This window comes from Nonomuraea sp. NPDC050556 (assembly GCF_044457355.1).
Lineage (GTDB): Bacteria > Actinomycetota > Actinomycetes > Streptosporangiales > Streptosporangiaceae > Nonomuraea.
In genome coordinates this window covers 1,464,785-1,481,452 of record NZ_JBITGU010000002.1, presented here as the reverse complement: position 1 = coordinate 1,481,452, position 16,668 = coordinate 1,464,785, and the positions used below count along the sequence as shown (strand labels likewise).

The 16,668-nt window shown below is 65.4% G+C and carries 31 protein-coding genes; all 31 read left to right on the top strand.

The window, feature by feature from the left end:
* Positions 1-13: 13 nt before the first annotated feature.
* The 31 genes from rplC to rpsK all read left to right on the top strand — a co-directional run bounded on the left by rplC (position 14) and on the right by rpsK (position 16,653).
* The gene (gene rplC / locus ACIBG8_RS25035; protein WP_397345343.1) at positions 14-667 is read left to right on the top strand and encodes a 50S ribosomal protein L3; all 654 of its coding nucleotides are present in this window, start codon (positions 14-16) and stop codon (positions 665-667) included.
* Positions 664-1,311, top strand: coding sequence for a 50S ribosomal protein L4 (gene rplD, locus ACIBG8_RS25030; RefSeq protein WP_397345342.1), 648 nt, complete (start codon positions 664-666; stop codon positions 1,309-1,311). The genes rplC and rplD overlap by 4 nt, the downstream gene beginning before the upstream one ends.
* A complete protein-coding gene (rplW, locus tag ACIBG8_RS25025) occupies positions 1,311-1,613 on the top strand; it encodes a 50S ribosomal protein L23 (protein ID WP_397345341.1) in 303 nt (100 codons plus the stop codon). The genes rplD and rplW overlap by 1 nt, the downstream gene beginning before the upstream one ends.
* Positions 1,614-1,703: 90 nt before the next feature.
* A complete protein-coding gene (gene rplB / locus ACIBG8_RS25020; protein WP_397345340.1) occupies positions 1,704-2,540 on the top strand; it encodes a 50S ribosomal protein L2 in 837 nt (278 codons plus the stop codon).
* 11 nt (positions 2,541-2,551) lie between these two features.
* Entirely contained in the window at positions 2,552-2,830 is a 279-nt protein-coding gene (gene rpsS, locus ACIBG8_RS25015) for a 30S ribosomal protein S19 (protein ID WP_397345339.1), read from the top strand.
* A 29-nt stretch (positions 2,831-2,859) separates the two neighbouring features.
* The gene (rplV, locus tag ACIBG8_RS25010) at positions 2,860-3,213 is read left to right on the top strand and encodes a 50S ribosomal protein L22 (RefSeq protein WP_397345338.1); all 354 of its coding nucleotides are present in this window, start codon (positions 2,860-2,862) and stop codon (positions 3,211-3,213) included.
* Positions 3,213-4,085: a 30S ribosomal protein S3 gene (gene rpsC / locus ACIBG8_RS25005; protein WP_397345337.1), complete on the top strand. Its 873-nt coding sequence runs from the start codon at positions 3,213-3,215 to the stop codon at positions 4,083-4,085. The genes rplV and rpsC overlap by 1 nt, the downstream gene beginning before the upstream one ends.
* A 2-nt stretch (positions 4,086-4,087) precedes the next feature.
* Positions 4,088-4,507: a 50S ribosomal protein L16 gene (rplP, locus tag ACIBG8_RS25000; RefSeq protein WP_192779599.1), complete on the top strand. Its 420-nt coding sequence runs from the start codon at positions 4,088-4,090 to the stop codon at positions 4,505-4,507.
* A complete protein-coding gene (gene rpmC / locus ACIBG8_RS24995) occupies positions 4,507-4,743 on the top strand; it encodes a 50S ribosomal protein L29 (RefSeq protein WP_080047279.1) in 237 nt (78 codons plus the stop codon). Before rplP ends, rpmC begins: the two co-directional genes overlap by 1 nt.
* On the top strand, positions 4,736-5,017 hold the full coding sequence (rpsQ, locus tag ACIBG8_RS24990) for a 30S ribosomal protein S17 (protein WP_397345336.1): 282 nt from the start codon (positions 4,736-4,738) through the stop codon (positions 5,015-5,017). Before rpmC ends, rpsQ begins: the two co-directional genes overlap by 8 nt.
* Positions 5,018-5,212: 195 nt before the next feature.
* On the top strand, positions 5,213-5,584 hold the full coding sequence (gene rplN / locus ACIBG8_RS24985) for a 50S ribosomal protein L14 (protein WP_397345335.1): 372 nt from the start codon (positions 5,213-5,215) through the stop codon (positions 5,582-5,584).
* The gene (gene rplX, locus ACIBG8_RS24980; protein ID WP_397345334.1) at positions 5,585-5,884 is read left to right on the top strand and encodes a 50S ribosomal protein L24; all 300 of its coding nucleotides are present in this window, start codon (positions 5,585-5,587) and stop codon (positions 5,882-5,884) included.
* A complete protein-coding gene (gene rplE / locus ACIBG8_RS24975) occupies positions 5,884-6,459 on the top strand; it encodes a 50S ribosomal protein L5 (RefSeq protein WP_397345333.1) in 576 nt (191 codons plus the stop codon). The genes rplX and rplE overlap by 1 nt, the downstream gene beginning before the upstream one ends.
* A gap of 2 nt (positions 6,460-6,461) precedes the next feature.
* The gene (locus ACIBG8_RS24970; protein ID WP_397345332.1) at positions 6,462-6,647 is read left to right on the top strand and encodes a type Z 30S ribosomal protein S14; all 186 of its coding nucleotides are present in this window, start codon (positions 6,462-6,464) and stop codon (positions 6,645-6,647) included.
* 170 nt (positions 6,648-6,817) lie between these two features.
* Complete coding sequence (gene rpsH, locus ACIBG8_RS24965) at positions 6,818-7,216, top strand: 30S ribosomal protein S8 (RefSeq protein WP_397345331.1); 399 nt, start codon at positions 6,818-6,820, stop codon at positions 7,214-7,216.
* 18 nt (positions 7,217-7,234) lie between these two features.
* Complete coding sequence (rplF, locus tag ACIBG8_RS24960) at positions 7,235-7,777, top strand: 50S ribosomal protein L6 (protein ID WP_397345330.1); 543 nt, start codon at positions 7,235-7,237, stop codon at positions 7,775-7,777.
* 2 nt (positions 7,778-7,779) lie between these two features.
* Positions 7,780-8,163, top strand: a complete 384-nt coding sequence (rplR, locus tag ACIBG8_RS24955; RefSeq protein WP_397345329.1) for a 50S ribosomal protein L18 — start codon at positions 7,780-7,782, stop codon at positions 8,161-8,163.
* A gap of 25 nt (positions 8,164-8,188) precedes the next feature.
* Entirely contained in the window at positions 8,189-8,821 is a 633-nt protein-coding gene (gene rpsE, locus ACIBG8_RS24950; RefSeq protein WP_397345328.1) for a 30S ribosomal protein S5, read from the top strand.
* A gap of 2 nt (positions 8,822-8,823) precedes the next feature.
* A complete protein-coding gene (rpmD, locus tag ACIBG8_RS24945) occupies positions 8,824-9,006 on the top strand; it encodes a 50S ribosomal protein L30 (RefSeq protein ID WP_397345327.1) in 183 nt (60 codons plus the stop codon).
* Between the two features lie 2 nt (positions 9,007-9,008).
* Complete coding sequence (gene rplO / locus ACIBG8_RS24940; RefSeq protein WP_397345326.1) at positions 9,009-9,476, top strand: 50S ribosomal protein L15; 468 nt, start codon at positions 9,009-9,011, stop codon at positions 9,474-9,476.
* 177 nt (positions 9,477-9,653) lie between these two features.
* Positions 9,654-10,958, top strand: a complete 1,305-nt coding sequence (gene secY, locus ACIBG8_RS24935) for a preprotein translocase subunit SecY (protein WP_397345325.1) — start codon at positions 9,654-9,656, stop codon at positions 10,956-10,958.
* The gene (locus ACIBG8_RS24930) at positions 10,958-11,608 is read left to right on the top strand and encodes an adenylate kinase (RefSeq protein WP_397345324.1); all 651 of its coding nucleotides are present in this window, start codon (positions 10,958-10,960) and stop codon (positions 11,606-11,608) included. The genes secY and ACIBG8_RS24930 overlap by 1 nt, the downstream gene beginning before the upstream one ends.
* A gap of 91 nt (positions 11,609-11,699) precedes the next feature.
* Entirely contained in the window at positions 11,700-12,509 is an 810-nt protein-coding gene (gene map, locus ACIBG8_RS24925; protein WP_397345323.1) for a type I methionyl aminopeptidase, read from the top strand.
* 34 nt (positions 12,510-12,543) lie between these two features.
* On the top strand, positions 12,544-12,975 hold the full coding sequence (locus ACIBG8_RS24920; RefSeq protein WP_397345322.1) for a DUF1707 domain-containing protein: 432 nt from the start codon (positions 12,544-12,546) through the stop codon (positions 12,973-12,975).
* A gap of 126 nt (positions 12,976-13,101) precedes the next feature.
* A complete protein-coding gene (locus ACIBG8_RS24915; RefSeq protein WP_397345321.1) occupies positions 13,102-13,506 on the top strand; it encodes a hypothetical protein in 405 nt (134 codons plus the stop codon).
* A gap of 160 nt (positions 13,507-13,666) precedes the next feature.
* The gene (locus tag ACIBG8_RS24910; RefSeq protein ID WP_397345319.1) at positions 13,667-14,194 is read left to right on the top strand and encodes a hypothetical protein; all 528 of its coding nucleotides are present in this window, start codon (positions 13,667-13,669) and stop codon (positions 14,192-14,194) included.
* 275 nt (positions 14,195-14,469) lie between these two features.
* Positions 14,470-15,063, top strand: a complete 594-nt coding sequence (locus tag ACIBG8_RS24905) for a class F sortase (protein WP_397345318.1) — start codon at positions 14,470-14,472, stop codon at positions 15,061-15,063.
* Positions 15,064-15,260: 197 nt separating this feature from the next.
* Positions 15,261-15,482 (top strand): translation initiation factor IF-1, encoded by a 222-nt coding sequence (gene infA, locus ACIBG8_RS24900; RefSeq protein ID WP_012887858.1) that lies wholly within the window; start codon positions 15,261-15,263, stop codon positions 15,480-15,482.
* 23 nt (positions 15,483-15,505) lie between these two features.
* A complete protein-coding gene (rpmJ, locus tag ACIBG8_RS24895) occupies positions 15,506-15,619 on the top strand; it encodes a 50S ribosomal protein L36 (protein WP_003956441.1) in 114 nt (37 codons plus the stop codon).
* Positions 15,620-15,822: 203 nt separating this feature from the next.
* Positions 15,823-16,203, top strand: a complete 381-nt coding sequence (gene rpsM, locus ACIBG8_RS24890) for a 30S ribosomal protein S13 (protein ID WP_397345317.1) — start codon at positions 15,823-15,825, stop codon at positions 16,201-16,203.
* 45 nt (positions 16,204-16,248) lie between these two features.
* Entirely contained in the window at positions 16,249-16,653 is a 405-nt protein-coding gene (gene rpsK / locus ACIBG8_RS24885) for a 30S ribosomal protein S11 (protein WP_020542285.1), read from the top strand.
* The last annotated feature ends 15 nt before the right edge of the window (positions 16,654-16,668 follow it).

Sequence of the window (16,668 nt, the reverse complement as noted above, 5' to 3'; positions counted from 1 at the left end):
GGAACGCACTGACATGGCTAAGACGACAAAGGGCGTCCTGGGCAAGAAGCTCGGCATGACCCAGGTCTTCGACGCGGACAACCGGATGGTCCCGGTCACCGTGGTCGAGGCCGGTCCGTGCGTGGTGACCCGCGTCCGCACCGCTGACAAGGACGGCTACGCCGCTATCCAGCTCGGCTTCGGGCAGGTCGACCCCAGGAAGGTCAACAAGCCGCTCGGCGACTACCTGCGTAAGCACGACATCACCCCGCGCCGCTACTTCGCGGAGATCCGCACCGACGACGCGAGCGACTACACCCTCGGCCAGGAGCTCCTGGCTGACACCTTCGAGGCCGGCCAGTACGTAGACGTGACTGGCAAGTCCAAGGGCAAGGGTTTCGCTGGTGTCATGAAGCGTCACGGCTTCAAGGGTCTAGGTGCCTCGCACGGTACGCAGCGCAAGCACCGCTCGCCGGGTTCCATCGGTGGCTGCGCCACCCCGGGCCGCGTTTTCAAGGGTCTGCGCATGGCTGGCCGGATGGGTAACGTCCGCACCACCGTCCAGAGCCTCAAGGTTCACGCCGTGGACGCCGAGAAGGGTCTCATCCTGATCAAGGGTGCTATCCCCGGCGCCAACGGCAGCCTGGTTCTCGTTCGCACCGCTGCCAAGAAGGGGGCTGCCAAGTGAGCACCATTGACGTCCTCGACGCCAGCGGCGCCAAGACCGGCTCCGTAGACCTGCCGGAGGACATCTTCGGTTCCAAGGTCAACATCCCGCTGATCCACCAGGTCGTCGTGGCCCAGCTCGCCGCTCGCCGGCAGGGCACCCACAAGACCAAGACCCGCGGCGAAGTCCGCGGTGGTGGCAAGAAGCCTTACCGCCAGAAGGGCACCGGCCGCGCCCGTCAGGGTTCGACCCGCGCCCCGCAGTTCACCGGCGGTGGCGTCGTCCACGGCCCGCAGCCGCGTGACTACGCCCAGAAGACGCCCAAGAAGATGAAGGTCGCCGCCCTGCGCGGGGCCCTGTCCGACCGGGCTTCCGGCGGCCGCGTGCACGTGGTCAGCGGCCTGATCGACGGCGAGACGCCGAAGACCAAGACCGCGCTCGAGGCGCTGCGTAAGATCACCCAGGCTCCCCGTGTCCTCCTCGTCGTCGACGAGAACGACATGGTCACCTGGCTGAGCCTGCGTAACGCTCCCGAGGTCCACCTGCTGGACGCCGGTCAGCTGAACACCTATGACGTCCTCGTCCACGACGATGTCGTCTTCACTCAGGGCGCCTACGACCAGGTCGTGGCGCGGCTGAGCAAGAGCGGGAAGGAAGACGCCTGATGGAGAAGATCGCCGACCCGCGCGACATCATCGTCAAGCCGGTCGTCTCCGAGAAGAGCTACGGCCTGATCGACGAGAACAACAAGTACACGTTCCTGGTGAAGAAGACCGCCAACAAGACCCAGGTCAAGATCGCTGTTGAGCAGATCTTCGGGGTCAAGGTCACCAGCGTGAACACCATCAACCGGCAGGGCAAGCGCAAGCGCACCCGGGCCGGCTTCGGCAAGCGTCCTGACACCAAGCGCGCGATCGTGAGCTTGGTCGAGGGCGACAGGATCGACATTTTCGGTCAGATCGGCTGACGCTCGCCGTACATAGCTCGAAAGGGCGGAACCGCCGCACGAAAGTGCGGCGGGTTCACCCATGTAACCGACAAAGGATGAACGAAAAAGATGGGCATCCGTAAGTACAAGCCAACGACCCCGGGTCGTCGCGGCTCGAGTGTCTCGGACTTTGCCGAGATCACGCGCAGCACGCCCGAAAAGTCGCTGCTTGCGCCCCTTCACAGCAAGGGCGGCCGCAACGTACACGGCCGGGTTACCGCACGCCACCAGGGCGGCGGTCACAAGCGCGCCTACCGGATCATTGACTTCCGTAGGCATGACAAGGACGGCGTTCCGGCGAAGGTCGCTCACATCGAGTACGACCCGAACCGCACCGCCAACATCGCTCTGCTGCACTACGCCGACGGCGAGAAGCGCTACATCCTCGCGCCGACCGGCATCAAGCAGGGTGACCGCATCGAGAACGGTCCCGGGGCCGACATCAAGCCCGGCAACTGCCTGCCGCTGCGCAACATCCCGACCGGTACCTTCATCCACGCGGTGGAGCTCCGTCCCGGTGGTGGCGCCAAGCTCGGCCGGTCTGCGGGTGCGCAGATCCAGCTGCTCGCCAAGGAGGGCCAGTACGCCACGCTGCGTATGCCTTCCGGCGAAATGCGCATGGTCGACGTCCGCTGCCGCGCCAGTGTGGGCCAGGTCGGCAACGCCGAGCAGGCCAACATCAACTGGGGCAAGGCCGGCCGTATGCGGTGGAAGGGCAAGCGCCCGACCGTCCGTGGTGTCGCCATGAACCCGGTCGACCACCCGCACGGTGGTGGTGAGGGCAAGACCTCCGGTGGTCGCCACCCGGTCAACCCCAAGGGCAAGCCTGAGGGCCGCACCCGCCAGCCGAACAAGGCCAGCGACCGTCTGATCATCCGACGTCGCAGCAAGAGGAAGAAGCGGTAGGAGCAGCCGAAATGCCACGTAGCCTTAAGAAGGGCCCCTTCGTGGACGGACACCTCGCCAAGAAGGTGGAAGTCCAGAATGAAAAGGGCACCAAGAACGTCATCAAGACGTGGTCGCGGCGCTCCATGATCGTGCCGGACATGATCGGTCACACGATCGCCGTGCACGACGGCCGCAAGCACGTCCCGGTGTTCATCACCGACTCGATGATCGGTCACAAGCTCGGAGAGTTCGCCCCGACGCGGACGTTCCGTAGCCACGTCAAGGACGACCGGCGCAGCCGGCGATAGTGCGCCTTCAGAAGTAAGAGGAGTAAGCGATGGAAGCCAGGGCTCAGGCGCGGTTCGTCCGCGTCACGCCCCAGAAGGCCCGCCGCGTGGTGGACCTTATTCGCGGGCTGCCCGCTTCGGAGGCGCAGGCCGTTCTGCAGTTCGCCGCCCAGGCAGCGAGCGAGCCGATCTACAAGGTGCTCTCGAGCGCGGTTGCGAACGCTGAGCACAACTTCAAGCTCGACCCCGAGACGCTCGTCGTGAGCCGCGCGTGGGTCGACGAGGGCCCGACGCTGAAGCGGTTCCGTCCGCGTGCACAGGGTCGCGCCTATCGGATCAACAAGCGGACGAGCCACATCACCGTGATCGTGGAGTCCCGCGAGCCGAAGGGAAGGACCCGATAGTGGGCCAGAAGGTTAACCCGCACGGGTTCCGCCTCGGCATCACGACCGACTTCAAGAGCCGGTGGTACGCCGACAAGCTGTACAAGTCGTATGTCGCCGAGGATGTCGCCATCCGCCGCATGCTCAAGAAGGGCATGGAGCGGGCCGGCATCTCCAAGGTCGAGATCGAGCGCACCACCGATCGCGTCCAGGTCGACATCCACACCGCGCGTCCCGGCATCGTCATCGGCCGCCGCGGCGCCGAGGCCGACCGCATCCGCGGCGACCTGGAGAAGCTGACCAAGAAGCAGGTCCAGCTCAACATCCTCGAGGTCAAGAACCCGGAGATCGACGCTCAGCTCGTCGCTCAGGGTGTGGCCGAGCAGCTGTCGAGCCGCGTGTCGTTCCGACGCGCCATGCGCAAGGCGATGCAGTCCGCCATGAAGTCCGGCGCCAAGGGCATCCGTGTCCAGTGCTCCGGTCGTCTCGGCGGCGCTGAGATGTCCCGGTCGGAGTTCTACCGCGAGGGCCGTGTGCCGCTGCACACCCTTCGTGCGGACATCGACTACGGCCTCTACGAGGCCCGCACGACCTTCGGCCGCATCGGCGTGAAGGTCTGGATCTACAAGGGTGAGGCTCCGACGAGCCGCGCCGAGCGCGAGGCGGCTGCCGCCGGTGCTCGTGCCGGCCAGCGTCGCGAGCGTGACGACCGTCGCGGTGGCGGCGGCGGTGGCGACCGTCCTCGCCGTGGTGGCGGTGCCGGTGGCGGCGCTCGTCGCGGCGGTGGAGCCGGTGGCGGCGGCCGTGGCGACCGCGCACCCCGTACTGAGGCGGCCGCGCAGGCTGCCCCCGAGACCGGCCCGGCTGCGCAGCCGGGTGCTGAAGGGAGCTGACCATGCTGATCCCGCGCAGGGTCAAGCACCGCAAGCAGCACCGGCCCGATCGCAGTGGAGCCGCCAAGGGCGGCACCCGAGTCGTGTTCGGCGAGTTCGGCATTCAGGCTGTTGAGCACTCCTACGTGACCAACCGCCAGATCGAGTCCGCTCGTATCGCCATGACTCGCCACATCAAGCGTGGTGGCAAGGTGTGGATCAACATCTACCCGGACCGTCCGCTCACCAAGAAGCCTGCCGAGACCCGCATGGGTTCCGGTAAGGGTTCGCCTGAATGGTGGATCGCGAACGTCAAGCCGGGGCGCGTCATGTTCGAGCTGTCCGGTGTCGCCGAGCCGATCGCCCGTGAGGCGCTCACTCGCGCAATCCACAAGCTCCCCATGAAGTGCAAGATCGTTAAGCGAGAAGTTGGTGAGGCGTGATGGCTAAGGGCCTGACCGCCGGCGAGCTGCGGGTGGAGGACCAGGACACCCTGGTCCAGAAGCTCAAGGAAGCCAAGGAGGAGCTGTTCAACCTCCGCTTCCAGGCGGCGACCGGTCAGTTGGAGAGCCACGGGCGGCTGCGCGCTGTCCGCCGCGAGATCGCCCGTATCTACACCGTGATGCGCGAGCGCGAGCTCGGCATCGTCACGGTCGAGAAGGAGACGAGCGATGGCTGAGACTGAGACCACCGAGAACGAGACGCGGGCATTCCGCAAGGTCCGCGAGGGCCTGGTCGTCAGCGACAAGATGGACAAGACCGTCGTCGTCGCCGTCGAGGACCGCGTCAAGCACCGTCTGTACGGCAAGGTCATCCGCCGTACGACCAAGTACAAGGCGCACGACGAGTCCAACGCCTGTGGCGTGGGCGACCGCGTGCTGCTCATGGAGACCCGCCCGCTCTCCGCTACCAAGCGGTGGCGCGTGGTGGAGATCCTCGAGAAGGCCAAGTAACACCCCTTCTCGACATATTGCGCGCCTCGTGGGGGGTTGGAGACAGCCCCCCATGACGGTGTCCAAGGATGGGAGCTTTCAGCCCATCGCCTGCGGTGCGGTCCCGTAAGGGGCTGTAGCCGGAGGAACAAGACAACGACAGGTTCCGCCAGGCTCGGGTTCGCCCGAGAACCGGCGCGACTAACAGGAGTAACTGTGATCCAGCAGGAGTCGCGACTGCGTGTCGCCGACAACACGGGTGCCAAGGAGATTCTCTGCATCCGCGTTCTCGGTGGCTCCGGTCGACGCTACGCGGGTATCGGCGACGTCATCGTCGCCACGGTGAAGGACGCCCTTCCCGGAAGCACCGGCGTCAAGAAGGGCGATGTGGTCAAGGCCGTCATCGTCCGCACGGTGAAGGAGCGCCGCCGTCCCGACGGCTCCTACATCCGCTTCGACGAGAACGCCGCCGTCATCATCAAGGACAGCGGTGACCCTCGTGGCACCCGTATCTTCGGCCCGGTCGGCCGTGAGCTGCGCGACAAGAAGTTCATGCGCATCATCTCGCTCGCTCCGGAGGTGTTGTAAATGCCGAAGCTTCACGTGAAGAAGGGTGACCAGGTTCTGGTCATCGCCGGCAAGGACAAGGGTGCCAAGGGTCGCATCATCGCGACGTACCCCGACAAGGACCGCGTGGTCGTCGAGGGCGTCAACATGATCAAGAAGCACTCCAAGGAGAACCTCAACGGTCCTCGCGGCGCCAAGCAGGGCGGCGTGGAGACCATGGAGGCTCCCATCCACGTGAGCAACGTCAAGAAGCTCAAGGATGACGAGAAGCCTGCCAAGAAGGCCGACAAGAAGGCCGACGAGTCGGGTGAGGACAACTGATGACTGACACGATCACCGAGACCGCGCGTCAGACGCCGCGCCTCAAGACGAAGTACCGCGAGGAGATCATCGCGAAGCTTCGTGACGAGTTCGGCATCGAGAACATCATGCTGGTGCCCGGCCTGACCAAGATCAAGGTCAACATGGGTGTCGGCGAGGCGGCTCGCGACTCGAAGCTCATCGAGGGCGCTGTCCGTGACCTCACCACGATCACCGGCCAGAAGCCGGCCGTCGTCCGCGCCCGCAAGTCCATCGCGCAGTTCAAGCTGCGTGAGGGCATGCCGATCGGCGCGCACGTCACGCTTCGCGGCGACCGGATGTGGGAGTTCCTCGACAGGCTGCTGTCGCTGGCGCTGCCCCGTATCCGTGACTTCCGCGGTCTGTCGCCGAAGCAGTTCGACGGCAACGGCAACTACACGTTCGGTCTCACGGAGCAGGTCATGTTCCACGAGATCGACCCGGACAAGGTCGACCGGCCGCGTGGTATGGACATCACGGTCGTGACCACCGCGAAGACTGACGACCAGGGCCGGGCGCTGCTGAAGCTCCTCGGGTTCCCCTTCAAGGAGGCCTGATCATGGCGAAGAAGTCGCTGATCGCCAAGGCGGGGCGCAAGCCGAAGTTCGAGGTCAGGGCCTACACGCGTTGCTCGCGTTGTGGCCGTCCGCGCGCCGTGTACAAGAAGTTCGGGCTCTGCCGCATCTGCTTCCGTGAGATGGCTCACCGGGGCGAGCTGCCCGGCATCACCAAGTCCAGCTGGTAGATACCCTTGGGGGGCGGATGCGAGTCCGCCCCCTGATGGTGCGCTAGCCGTACATATCAGAAATATCCACTTGGGTGCCCCGCAGGGGCGCCTGTGACCGCGCCGAAGGTCCACCGGCAGAGCACACAAGCTTCACCGACTGGAAACCGCGGCGAGGAAGGCCACTGGCCATGACGATGACCGACCCGATCGCAGACATGTTGACTCGTCTGCGCAACGCGAACTCGGCCTATCACGACAGCGTGACTATGCCCTACTCGAAGATCAAGGCGCACATCGCCGAGATCCTCCAGCAGGAGGGTTACATCCAGGCTTGGGCCGTCGAAGACGCCAAGGTTGGCAAGAGCCTCGTGGTGGAGCTCAAGTTCGGGCCGACCCGTGAGCGGTCGCTCTCGGGCCTGCGCCGGGTTTCCAAGCCCGGTCTGCGGGTTTATGCGAAGAAGGACAACCTGCCTCGAGTCCTGGGCGGGCTGGGCGTCGCGATCATCTCGACGTCCGCCGGTCTCATGACCGACAAGCAGGCTGGCAAGCGTGGAGTAGGCGGGGAAGTCCTCGCCTACGTCTGGTAGCGGGGGGAGGAACACAGCATGTCGCGAATCGGACGGCTGCCCATCCCTGTGCCCAGCGGCGTCGACATCACGATCGACGGCCAGGACGTCCAGGTCAAGGGCCCGAAGGGCACGCTTTCACACAAGGTCGCCGAGCCCATCACTGTGGCTCGCGAGGAAGACGGCACCATCGCCGTCGCCCGACCGAACGACGAGAACAAGAACCGTGCGCTGCACGGCCTGTCTCGCACGCTGATCGCCAACATGGTGGCCGGCGTGACTCAGGGGTACTCCAAGACCCTTGAGATCGTCGGTGTCGGTTACCGCGTCGCGGCCAAGGGCCCGACGCAGCTGGAGTTCGCTCTGGGCTTCAGTCACCCGGTCATCGTCGACGCCCCCGAGGGCGTGACCTTCCGCGTCGAGAAGCCGACCCTGTTCCATGTGGACGGCATCGACAAGCAGAAGGTCGGCGAGGTCGCCGCCAACATCCGCAAGTTGCGCAAGCCTGACCCGTACAAGGGCAAGGGCGTGCGTTACCAGGGTGAAGTTATCCGCCGCAAGGTCGGAAAGGCTGGTAAGTAGGCATGGCTCCGAAGACTGCGTTCAGCAAGCACACGGCTGCCCGCACCGTCTCGCGGGCCCGCCGTCACGGCCGCGTCCGCAAGAAGGTCGTCGGTACGGCTGCGCGTCCGCGCCTGGTCGTCAACCGCTCGACTCGTCACCTGTTCGTGCAGATCGTGGACGACACCGTCGGCCACACGCTGGTCAGCGCCTCCACCATGGACGCCAACCTGCGCACTGCCGAGGGCGACAAGACCGAGAAGGCCAAGAAGGTCGGCGAGCTCCTCGCTCAGCGGGCCAAGGAAGCCGGGATCACCGCTGTCGTCTTCGACCGTGGTGGAAACCGCTACGCGGGGCGCATCGCGGCTCTCGCGGACAGCGCTCGCGAAGGCGGGCTCGAGTTCTAATGGCAACTGAGAAGAGGAACCACTGATGGCTGCAGCTCCGCGTCGCGGTGGCGGCACCGGTGGCGAGCGGCGTGACCGTCGTGACGATCGCCGCGGTGGCGCCGCCGACAAGGGCGTCTCGTACATCGAGCGCGTAGTGAAGATCAACCGAGTGGCCAAGGTCGTGAAGGGTGGTCGTCGCTTCAGCTTCACCGCCCTGGTTGTCGTCGGTGACGGCAACGGCCTGGTCGGCGTCGGCTACGGCAAGGCCAAGGAAGTCCCCGCGGCCATCGCCAAGGGTGTCGAGGAAGCGAAGAAGGCATTCTTCCGCGTTCCCCGCATCCAGGGCACCATCCCGCACACCGTGCAGGGTGAGGAGGCGGCCGGTGTCGTCTTCCTGCGTCCGGCCTCCGCGGGTACCGGCGTCATCGCCGGTGGCCCCGTGCGCGCCGTACTCGAGTGCGCCGGCATCCACGACGTCCTGTCCAAGTCGCTCGGCTCGGACAACCCGATCAACATCGTGCACGCCACGGTCGCGGCGCTGAAGGGGCTTTCCACCCCCGAGGCGATCGCGGCGCGCCGTGGTCTGCCGATCGAGGACGTCGCTCCCAAGGCGATGCTCAAGGCTCGCGCCGAGGGCCTCGCCGAGGCTGCTGCGGCGGCTAAGGCGGTGAGCTAGTCATGGGTCGCCTGAAGATCACTCAGGTCCGCTCCAAGATCGGTGGCAAGCAGAACCAGCGTGACTCGCTGCGTTCGCTTGGCCTGAAGCGAATCGGCGACGTCGTCGTCAAGGAGGACCGTCCCGAGATCCGCGGGATGGTCGCCGTGGTGACGCACCTCGTCGACGTGGAAGAGGTCGACTAGTCATGACTGACAACATCAACAGCGGTGCCCCGCTGAAGATTCACGACCTGCGTCCCGCCCCCGGCGCCCACAAGTCCAAGGTCCGCAAGGGCCGTGGCGAGGCGTCCAAGGGTAAGACCTCTGGTCGTGGTACGAAGGGCACGAAGGCCCGCAACACCGTCATGCGCGGTTTCGAGGGTGGCAACGTCCCGCTCCAGCGGCGTCTGCCGAAGCTCAAGGGCTTCTCCAACGCCATGTTCAAGACGACCTTCCAGGTCGTCAACCTGGACAAGCTGGGTGAGCTGTTCCCCGAGGGTGGCGAGGTCACCGTCGAGGCGCTGGTCGCCAGGGGCGCTGCCCGCAAGAACCAGCCGGTCAAGATCCTCGGCACTGGCGACATCTCGGTGGCGGTGAACGTGAAGGCGCACGCTTTCTCGGGTTCCGCCAAGGAGAAGATCGCTGCTGCCGGTGGTTCCGTCACCGAGCTGTAATAGCTATTGCAAGGCGCGGGGGCTCGTCAATGGGTCCCCGCGCCTGTAGTGCGTTAGAGTTCGCGGGACAGCAGGCTTTCGCCTGGTGTTCCGTGAGCTTGTCGACCTGAGATTTCAGATGGCAGACCCCCGCACCATCGCAGACTCATACCGCCTGAAAGGCGCGCAGGAGGGACCGTGCTGACCGCGTTTACCCGGGCGTTCCGGACACCGGACCTGCGCAAGAAGTTGCTCTTCACCCTGGGCATCGTCGCGCTGTTCCGTCTCGGCTCGGTTCTTCCGACTCCGGGCGTTCACGTCCAGAACCTCAGGGCATGTTTCGACATCGCCCGCAACAGCGATCAAGGCAACATCTACGGGATGGTGCAGCTGTTCAGCGGCGGCGCCCTCCTGAAGCTGTCTGTGTTCGCGCTGGGCATCATGCCGTACATCACTGCGAGCATCATTCTGCAGCTGCTGGTCGTCGTGATTCCCCGCCTCGAGGCTCTCAAGAAGGAGGGCCAGGCCGGGCAAACCAAGATCACGCAGTACACGCGTTATCTGACCATCGGTCTCGCGATCCTTCAGTCCACTGCTTTCATCGCGCTGGCTCGCTCGGGGCAGTTGTTCCCGCAGTGCCAGCAGAACGTGCTGCTCGAGCCCGACAACATCTTCATGATCGTCACCATGGTCGTGATCATGACCGCCGGCACCTCGGTGATCATGTGGCTTGGTGAGCTGATCACGGACCGTGGCATCGGCAACGGCATGTCCATCCTGATCTTCACCCAGATCATCGCGGTGTTCCCGGCCGAGCTGATCAACATCTTCCGCGCGAACAAGTTCACCTTCGCCCTCGTCATCGTCGTCGGCATCTTCATGATCGCCGCCGTCGTCTTCGTCGAGCAGGGTCAGCGCCGCATTCCGGTGCAGTACGCCAAGCGGATGGTCGGGCGCAGGATGTACGGCGGCACAGCCACCTACATCCCGCTGAAGGTCAACCAGGCGGGCATCATCCCCGTCATCTTCGCCTCCTCGCTGCTCTACCTTCCGCAGCTGATGACGTCGCTGTTCCAGAACACCGACAACGCCGTCATCCAGTGGATCGCGCAGCACCTGTCGAGGGGCGACAGTCCGACGTACATGATCACCTTCTTCCTGCTGATCGTCTTCTTCGCGTACTTCTACGTGTCCATCACGTTCAACCCCGCTGAAGTCGCCGACAACATGAAGAAGTACGGTGGGTTCATTCCGGGCATCCGCCCGGGCCGGCCGACGGCTGAATACCTGAACTTCGTGCTCACCCGTCTCACCGCTCCCGGAGCGATGTATCTGGGCCTCATCTCGATGGTCCCGATCGTCGCCCTGGCGATCGCCGGCGCGAGTCAGAACTTCCCGTTCGGAGGGACGAGCATCCTGATCATGGTTGGTGTCGGCCTTGACACGGTGAAGCAGATCGAGAGCCAGCTGCAGCAGCGCAACTACGAAGGCTTCCTGCGGTAGTGCGTCTCGTTCTCGTCGGGCCCCCCGGAGCGGGTAAAGGGACTCAGGCCCAGTTCATCGCATCGAACCTGTCCATCCCGAAGATCTCGACAGGTGACATCTTCCGTGCCAACGTCTCGGGCGGCACGGAGCTCGGCAAGCTCGCCAAGACCTATATGGACCGCGGCGACCTCGTACCCGACGAGGTCACCATCGCCATGGTCCGCGACCGGCTCGGAGAGGACGACGCGCAGGACGGTTTCCTGCTCGACGGCTTCCCCAGGAACGTGCGCCAGGCCGAGATCCTTCGAGACATGCTCAAGGATTGGGGCCAGGCCCTCGATCTCGTGCTCAACCTCGTCGTCGACGACGACGAGGTGGTGCGCCGGCTCGCCGGTCGCCGGACCTGCGGCCAGTGCGGCCGCATCTGGCACGTCGAGTTCGACGACAAGAAGGACGATGTCTGCGACGCGTGCGGCGGCAAGCTGTTCCAGCGCGACGACGACAAGGAAGACACCGTCAGGCACCGCCTGGAGGTCTACCAGGAGCAGACCGCTCCGCTGATCTCGTTCTACGCCGACGAGGGAATCCTCAAGGGTGTGGACGCGACGGGACCCGTCGAGGAGATCACGCAGCGGGCCATGGAGGTGTTGCGCCCTTTCGCCGGGTAGCGCAGAGTTCATAAGAAGTCCCCCTCGGGTCTCCGAGGGGGACTTCTGCATTTATTGTGGGTGAATTGAATCGCCCTGGGGGGTGCAGACCGTGTTCAAGAAGAACAGGCATGGAATCCAGATCAAGACGCCTGAACAACTGGAGAAGATGCGGGCGGCGGGTCTGGTGGTCGGGCGTACGCTCGATCTGCTGAAGCGGTCGGTGGAACCCGGCATGACGCCGCTGGACCTGGATGTCATCGCGGAGAAGTCGATCAGGGACCAGGGCGGCATCCCGTCGTTCAAGGGGTACCAGGGCTTTCCCGCCTCGATCTGCTCGTCGGTGAACGACCAGGTCGTGCACGGCATCCCGACGAACGAGAGCAAGCTGCGCGAGGGCGACATCATCTCGATCGACTGCGGCGCCATCCTGGAGGGCTGGCACGGAGACTCGGCGGTGACCGTACCCGTCGGGGAGGTCGACCCGTCGCTCACCGAGCTGATGCGGGTGACGGAGGAGTCGATGTGGCGCGGCATCGCCGCGCTGACCGTCGGCAGGAACCTGTCCGACATCGGCTTCGAGATCGAGAAGTACGTGAAGTCCCAGGGCCGCTACGGCATTCCGCAGGAGTACGGCGGGCACGGCATCGGCACCGAGATGCACATGGACCCGTGGATCGCCAACCACGGCAGGCCGGGCAGGGGACCGCAGCTCGAAGCGGGTATGTGCCTGGCCATCGAGCCCATGGTGAACCTCGGCACGCCGCGCACCCGCGTACTGGCCGACGACTGGACAGTCGTGACGATCGACGGCAAGGCTTCCGCACACTTCGAACACAGCGTCGCCGTGACACATAATGGTCCTTGGGTACTTACCGCCCTTGATGGGGGCGAAGAGCGCCTTTCGCAGCTGCTGAACTAACGCGGGAGTGAACAGGATGGCGCAGAGCCCCGAGATGCGAGCATCCGACGTGGATCGCGACCGGGTGGCCGCGGTCCTCCGCGAGCACACCGCGCAGGGCCGCATCACCGTCGACGAGTTCAACGAGCGGCTCGAGCAGGTCTACCAGAGCAAGACGTACGGCGAGCTGGCCAGGGTCACCTCCGACCTGCCCGACGTCGACCTGCGCGCCCAGGTGGCCCCCCTGTCCCAGCCGAACGTCAAGACGGGCGTGCACCCCGGTATGAAGGCGGCCTGGGCGGCGTGGGCCACGGCCAGCGCGGTCAACTGGGTGATCTGGCTGATCATCAGCGTGAGCACGGGGCACTTCATCTACCCGTGGCCGCTGTGGGTGATGGGTCCCTGGGGCGCGATCCTGCTGATGAGCACGCTGTTCGGCGGTGGGCCGCCCGGAGGGCGCGACCGCAAGCGGGACCGCCGTCGCTGACCTGCTTGTGTGTAGTAGTGCACGCTGGGGGCTATGTGTGCATTCCTCCGCAGAAAGGGAAGCCGAATCTTCCTAACGTGAGCGGTGTCGGAGAGAGACCGACACCGACTCACCGGAGGAAGAACAATGCGCAAGCTTCTCGCAGCAGCCGCTCTCACCGCTTCCGTCGCGACCGGCCTCGCCGTGTCGGCCCCCGCACAGGCGGCGACGAGCACCACGGTCAGCACCTCGACGTTCTCCAGCAACTGGGGCAAGTACTACTCGGACAACAACTACGCCTACAACTACGGCAAGGTGTACAAGTCCCACGGCAAGGTCTACACCAAGTGGTACGGCGTCGACCGCCACAGCGGCGGCCACGGGTACGTGTGGTTCGGGTACTACAAGAACGGCAGCTGGCACAAGTTCTCGCAGAGCTTCGAGGGCCACGGCAGCGGCCTGTGGAGCGGCAGCGGGATCAAGAAGATCTACACCTACACCTGCTGGGGCTCGAAGTTCGACCACTGCGGTGACAAGCACTTCATCTACTAGGAGTAGAGGCAATCGAAGGCCCGTGGGTAACCACGGGCCTTTTGTCGTGCTCGGCCGAGTAAGGGAGGCAAAAGACGCACTCTTTACCGCTGGTCGTAGTTGGCGGCGAAGACTCCGGGTAGGTGATCTTTGACGATGGAACCGTCGTATTGGGGGGACGATGGGGCGCAGGGTCGCAGGCGCAGTGCTCGGAGTGGCAGCGGCGTTCCTGCTGACCGGCGCCTCGCAGGGGCCCAGCGTGACGCTCTACCCCTCGACGCCCTCGCCGGGTCAACAGGTGTGGGTGTACGCCGTCGGGTGCGCTGACGGCAAATCTACGACGCAGGGCGACATCTTCGCCCGCTCGCCTGGCTTCGTCGACGAGGCGAAGCTCAGCAGCTATCCCAACACCACCACGTGGCGGGGGTCCGCCACGGTGAAGCGGTCCGCGCGCGGGCCGTACCGGGTGGTGGTCACCGGGTGCGACACCGGGACGGCCACGGGGTCGTTCCGCGTGGGGGGTGGGGGGCATCCGACGACGGGGCCCAACACCGGCGGCGGGTGGCTGGCGCTGCAGGCGTCCGCCGACGGCGGGGCTCGCTGGCCCTGGCTGGCGGGCGCTGTGGCGGTGCTCGTGGGCGGTGCTGGAGCAGGGCTGGCGGTGGCGCTGAGACGCCGCCGCTCCGAGCGGGACGGTGTCGATCACTAGCCGTGCGCGTGCGGCTCAAGAACGCGTGTCCACCCGGCCCCGGGTGTCGGCGGCGCCGGGCGCCGGGTGGACACGTCACATTCCTCGGTACGGTCACCCGTTTCGTCGGCGCGTCCCGTGCCCTTCTGCGTACGGTTGCCCGCCCTGGGGGTGCGTTGCGTGCCCTTGTGGGTACGGTGGCCCGCTCGGTCGGCGCTTCGCATATGGCGGCCCGTCTTCTGGGGCGTGTCGCTTTGGGTGGGGCCGTTGTGGTGTGTCTCGCCGGGTGTCTGCCCGTGCGCCAGGCGCCTGCCGTGGTGGAGCGGTCGCCGGTGGTGGCGGAGCCGTACCAGGGGATGCCGGTGGAGGAGGGGCGCAAGGGGGGCTGGCCGACGCCGGTGGCGCGCGAGCTGGACCGAGCGGAGCCCACCCGCGTGCTCGTCCCCCGTCTCGGGATCAACGCGCCGCTCGTGGTGCTCGGCGTGGAGGACGACGGGTCGCTGGCCGTACCTCCGCTCGACCACGCCAACGTGGCCGGGTGGTACGGCGGCGGGCCGACGCCGGGGGAGCGGGGCTCGGCGGTGATCGCCGGGCACCTGGACACCAGGACCGGGCCGGCCGTCTTCGCCAAGCTGCACGAACTGCGCGCCGGCGACGTGGTCGGAGTGGTCAGGACGGACGGTACCGTGGCGGTGTTCGCGGTCGAGAGGCTGGAGCGGACACCGAAGACCAGCTTTCCCGCCGACGACGTCTACGGGCCGAGCGACGAGCGCAAACTCGCCCTCATCACCTGTGGTGGCGCCTTCGACCAGGGCAAGCGGTCATACGACGACAACGTGATCGTGCGTGCGATCTACCGGGCGGCTTACCTCGCGTCAGACTTGAGGTAGTCTTGCCTATGGTTGTGTCAGGGCACCTGGCACGCGTTTCGCGTTTTAGGCTCAGGTGTCGTACACTCCTTAGTCGGCTCACTATGGCCATGGCGTACGTGCGGTCTTGCAGACCGCCGCTCTCAAATGATGCGCCGGGCCGCGGCTGCTTAGTGAACCGAAAGCCTCAGACGACCGATCAGTGAAACGCGAGGGACATGGCCAAGAAAGACGGCGCCATCGAGATCGAGGGCACTGTGGTTGAGTCGCTCCCGAACGCAATGTTCAGGGTGCAGCTCGACAACGGCCATAAGGTCCTGGCCCACATCAGCGGGAGGATGCGGATGCACTACATCCGAATCCTTCCTGACGACCGGGTGGTCGTGGAACTGAGCCCCTACGACCTCAGTCGTGGGCGGATCGTCTACCGCTACAAGTAACCGTCTGAGGAATCCGAAGGACTATGAAGGTCAAGCCGAGCGTCAAGAAGATCTGCGACAAGTGCAAGGTGATCCGCCGGCACGGTCGCGTCATGGTGATCTGCGACAACCTGCGCCACAAGCAGCGTCAGGGCTAAGTCGCCTTTCAAGGCTTCTCCGAGTCCGACCTCCCGAAAGGGTGGCGGGCTCGACGCATGAGGTGCCTGAATCAGTAATCGCGCGTCACACCTGCTCTTTCTGAGCGGGACACCCTCGGTCGGAGGCCGAGGCCCTCACCCCGGGCATGGGGAGGGGTCGTGAGGCGCAAGACCTCCGCCACAAAGAAGGAGAATGCCCGACCATGGCTCGCCTGGTTGGCGTCGACCTCCCCCGCGACAAGCGGCTGGAGATCGCTCTCACCTACATTTACGGAATCGGCCGCACTCGTGCCCTGGAGGTTCTCCAGGCCACCGGCGTCAGCGGGGACCTTCGGGTGCACCAGCTGAGCGACGCTGAGCTCGTCCCGATGCGTGACTACATCGAGGCGAACTTCAAGATCGAGGGTGACCTCCGTCGTGAAGTTCAGGCCGACATCCGTCGCAAGATCGAAATCGGTTGCTACCAGGGCATCCGACACCGCAAGGGTCTTCCCGTGCACGGTCAGCGTACGCAGACCAACGCGCGTACCCGTAAGGGCAAGAAGAAGACCGTCGCCGGCAAGAAGAAGCCCGGTAAGAAGTAGTCCTCGCAGCCGCGGGACCGATGAACTCAGGAGTGAAGGCAAAGAATGCCTCCTAAGAGCCGCCAGGGTGCGCCCAAGAAGGTGCGCCGCAAGGAAAAGAAGAACGTCGCTCACGGGCACGCCCACATCAAGAGCACGTTCAACAACACGATCGTTTCGATCACCGACCCGAATGGGAACGTGATCTCCTGGGCTTCTGCCGGGCACGTGGGTTTCAAGGGCTCTCGCAAGTCCACCCCGTTCGCCGCGCAGATGGCTGCCGAGAACGCCGCTCGCCGCGCCATGGAGCACGGCATGCGCAAGGTCGACGTGTTCGTCAAGGGTCCCGGCTCCGGCCGTGAGACCGCGATCCGTTCGCTGCAGGCGACCGGCCTCGAGGTTGGCTCCATTCAGGACGTCACCCCCGTGCCGCACAACGGCTGCCGCCCGCCCAAGCGCCGCCGCGTCTGACCAGGAGATATTGAG

Coding starts and splice junctions, on each gene's coding strand:
- rplC (WP_397345343.1), top strand. CDS start 14: ATGGCTAAGACGACAAAGGGCGTCCTGGGCAAGAAGCTCGGCATGACC.
- rplW (WP_397345341.1), top strand. CDS start 1,311: ATGGAGAAGATCGCCGACCCGCGCGACATCATCGTCAAGCCGGTCGTC.
- rplB (WP_397345340.1), top strand. CDS start 1,704: ATGGGCATCCGTAAGTACAAGCCAACGACCCCGGGTCGTCGCGGCTCG.
- rpsS (WP_397345339.1), top strand. CDS start 2,552: ATGCCACGTAGCCTTAAGAAGGGCCCCTTCGTGGACGGACACCTCGCC.
- rplV (WP_397345338.1), top strand. CDS start 2,860: ATGGAAGCCAGGGCTCAGGCGCGGTTCGTCCGCGTCACGCCCCAGAAG.
- rplP (WP_192779599.1), top strand. CDS start 4,088: ATGCTGATCCCGCGCAGGGTCAAGCACCGCAAGCAGCACCGGCCCGAT.
- rpmC (WP_080047279.1), top strand. CDS start 4,507: ATGGCTAAGGGCCTGACCGCCGGCGAGCTGCGGGTGGAGGACCAGGAC.
- rpsQ (WP_397345336.1), top strand. CDS start 4,736: ATGGCTGAGACTGAGACCACCGAGAACGAGACGCGGGCATTCCGCAAG.
- rplX (WP_397345334.1), top strand. CDS start 5,585: ATGCCGAAGCTTCACGTGAAGAAGGGTGACCAGGTTCTGGTCATCGCC.
- rplE (WP_397345333.1), top strand. CDS start 5,884: ATGACTGACACGATCACCGAGACCGCGCGTCAGACGCCGCGCCTCAAG.
- ACIBG8_RS24970 (WP_397345332.1), top strand. CDS start 6,462: ATGGCGAAGAAGTCGCTGATCGCCAAGGCGGGGCGCAAGCCGAAGTTC.
- rpsH (WP_397345331.1), top strand. CDS start 6,818: ATGACGATGACCGACCCGATCGCAGACATGTTGACTCGTCTGCGCAAC.
- rplF (WP_397345330.1), top strand. CDS start 7,235: ATGTCGCGAATCGGACGGCTGCCCATCCCTGTGCCCAGCGGCGTCGAC.
- rplR (WP_397345329.1), top strand. CDS start 7,780: ATGGCTCCGAAGACTGCGTTCAGCAAGCACACGGCTGCCCGCACCGTC.
- rpsE (WP_397345328.1), top strand. CDS start 8,189: ATGGCTGCAGCTCCGCGTCGCGGTGGCGGCACCGGTGGCGAGCGGCGT.
- rpmD (WP_397345327.1), top strand. CDS start 8,824: ATGGGTCGCCTGAAGATCACTCAGGTCCGCTCCAAGATCGGTGGCAAG.
- rplO (WP_397345326.1), top strand. CDS start 9,009: ATGACTGACAACATCAACAGCGGTGCCCCGCTGAAGATTCACGACCTG.
- ACIBG8_RS24920 (WP_397345322.1), top strand. CDS start 12,544: ATGCGAGCATCCGACGTGGATCGCGACCGGGTGGCCGCGGTCCTCCGC.
- ACIBG8_RS24915 (WP_397345321.1), top strand. CDS start 13,102: ATGCGCAAGCTTCTCGCAGCAGCCGCTCTCACCGCTTCCGTCGCGACC.
- ACIBG8_RS24910 (WP_397345319.1), top strand. CDS start 13,667: ATGGGGCGCAGGGTCGCAGGCGCAGTGCTCGGAGTGGCAGCGGCGTTC.
- infA (WP_012887858.1), top strand. CDS start 15,261: ATGGCCAAGAAAGACGGCGCCATCGAGATCGAGGGCACTGTGGTTGAG.
- rpmJ (WP_003956441.1), top strand. CDS start 15,506: ATGAAGGTCAAGCCGAGCGTCAAGAAGATCTGCGACAAGTGCAAGGTG.
- rpsM (WP_397345317.1), top strand. CDS start 15,823: ATGGCTCGCCTGGTTGGCGTCGACCTCCCCCGCGACAAGCGGCTGGAG.
- rpsK (WP_020542285.1), top strand. CDS start 16,249: ATGCCTCCTAAGAGCCGCCAGGGTGCGCCCAAGAAGGTGCGCCGCAAG.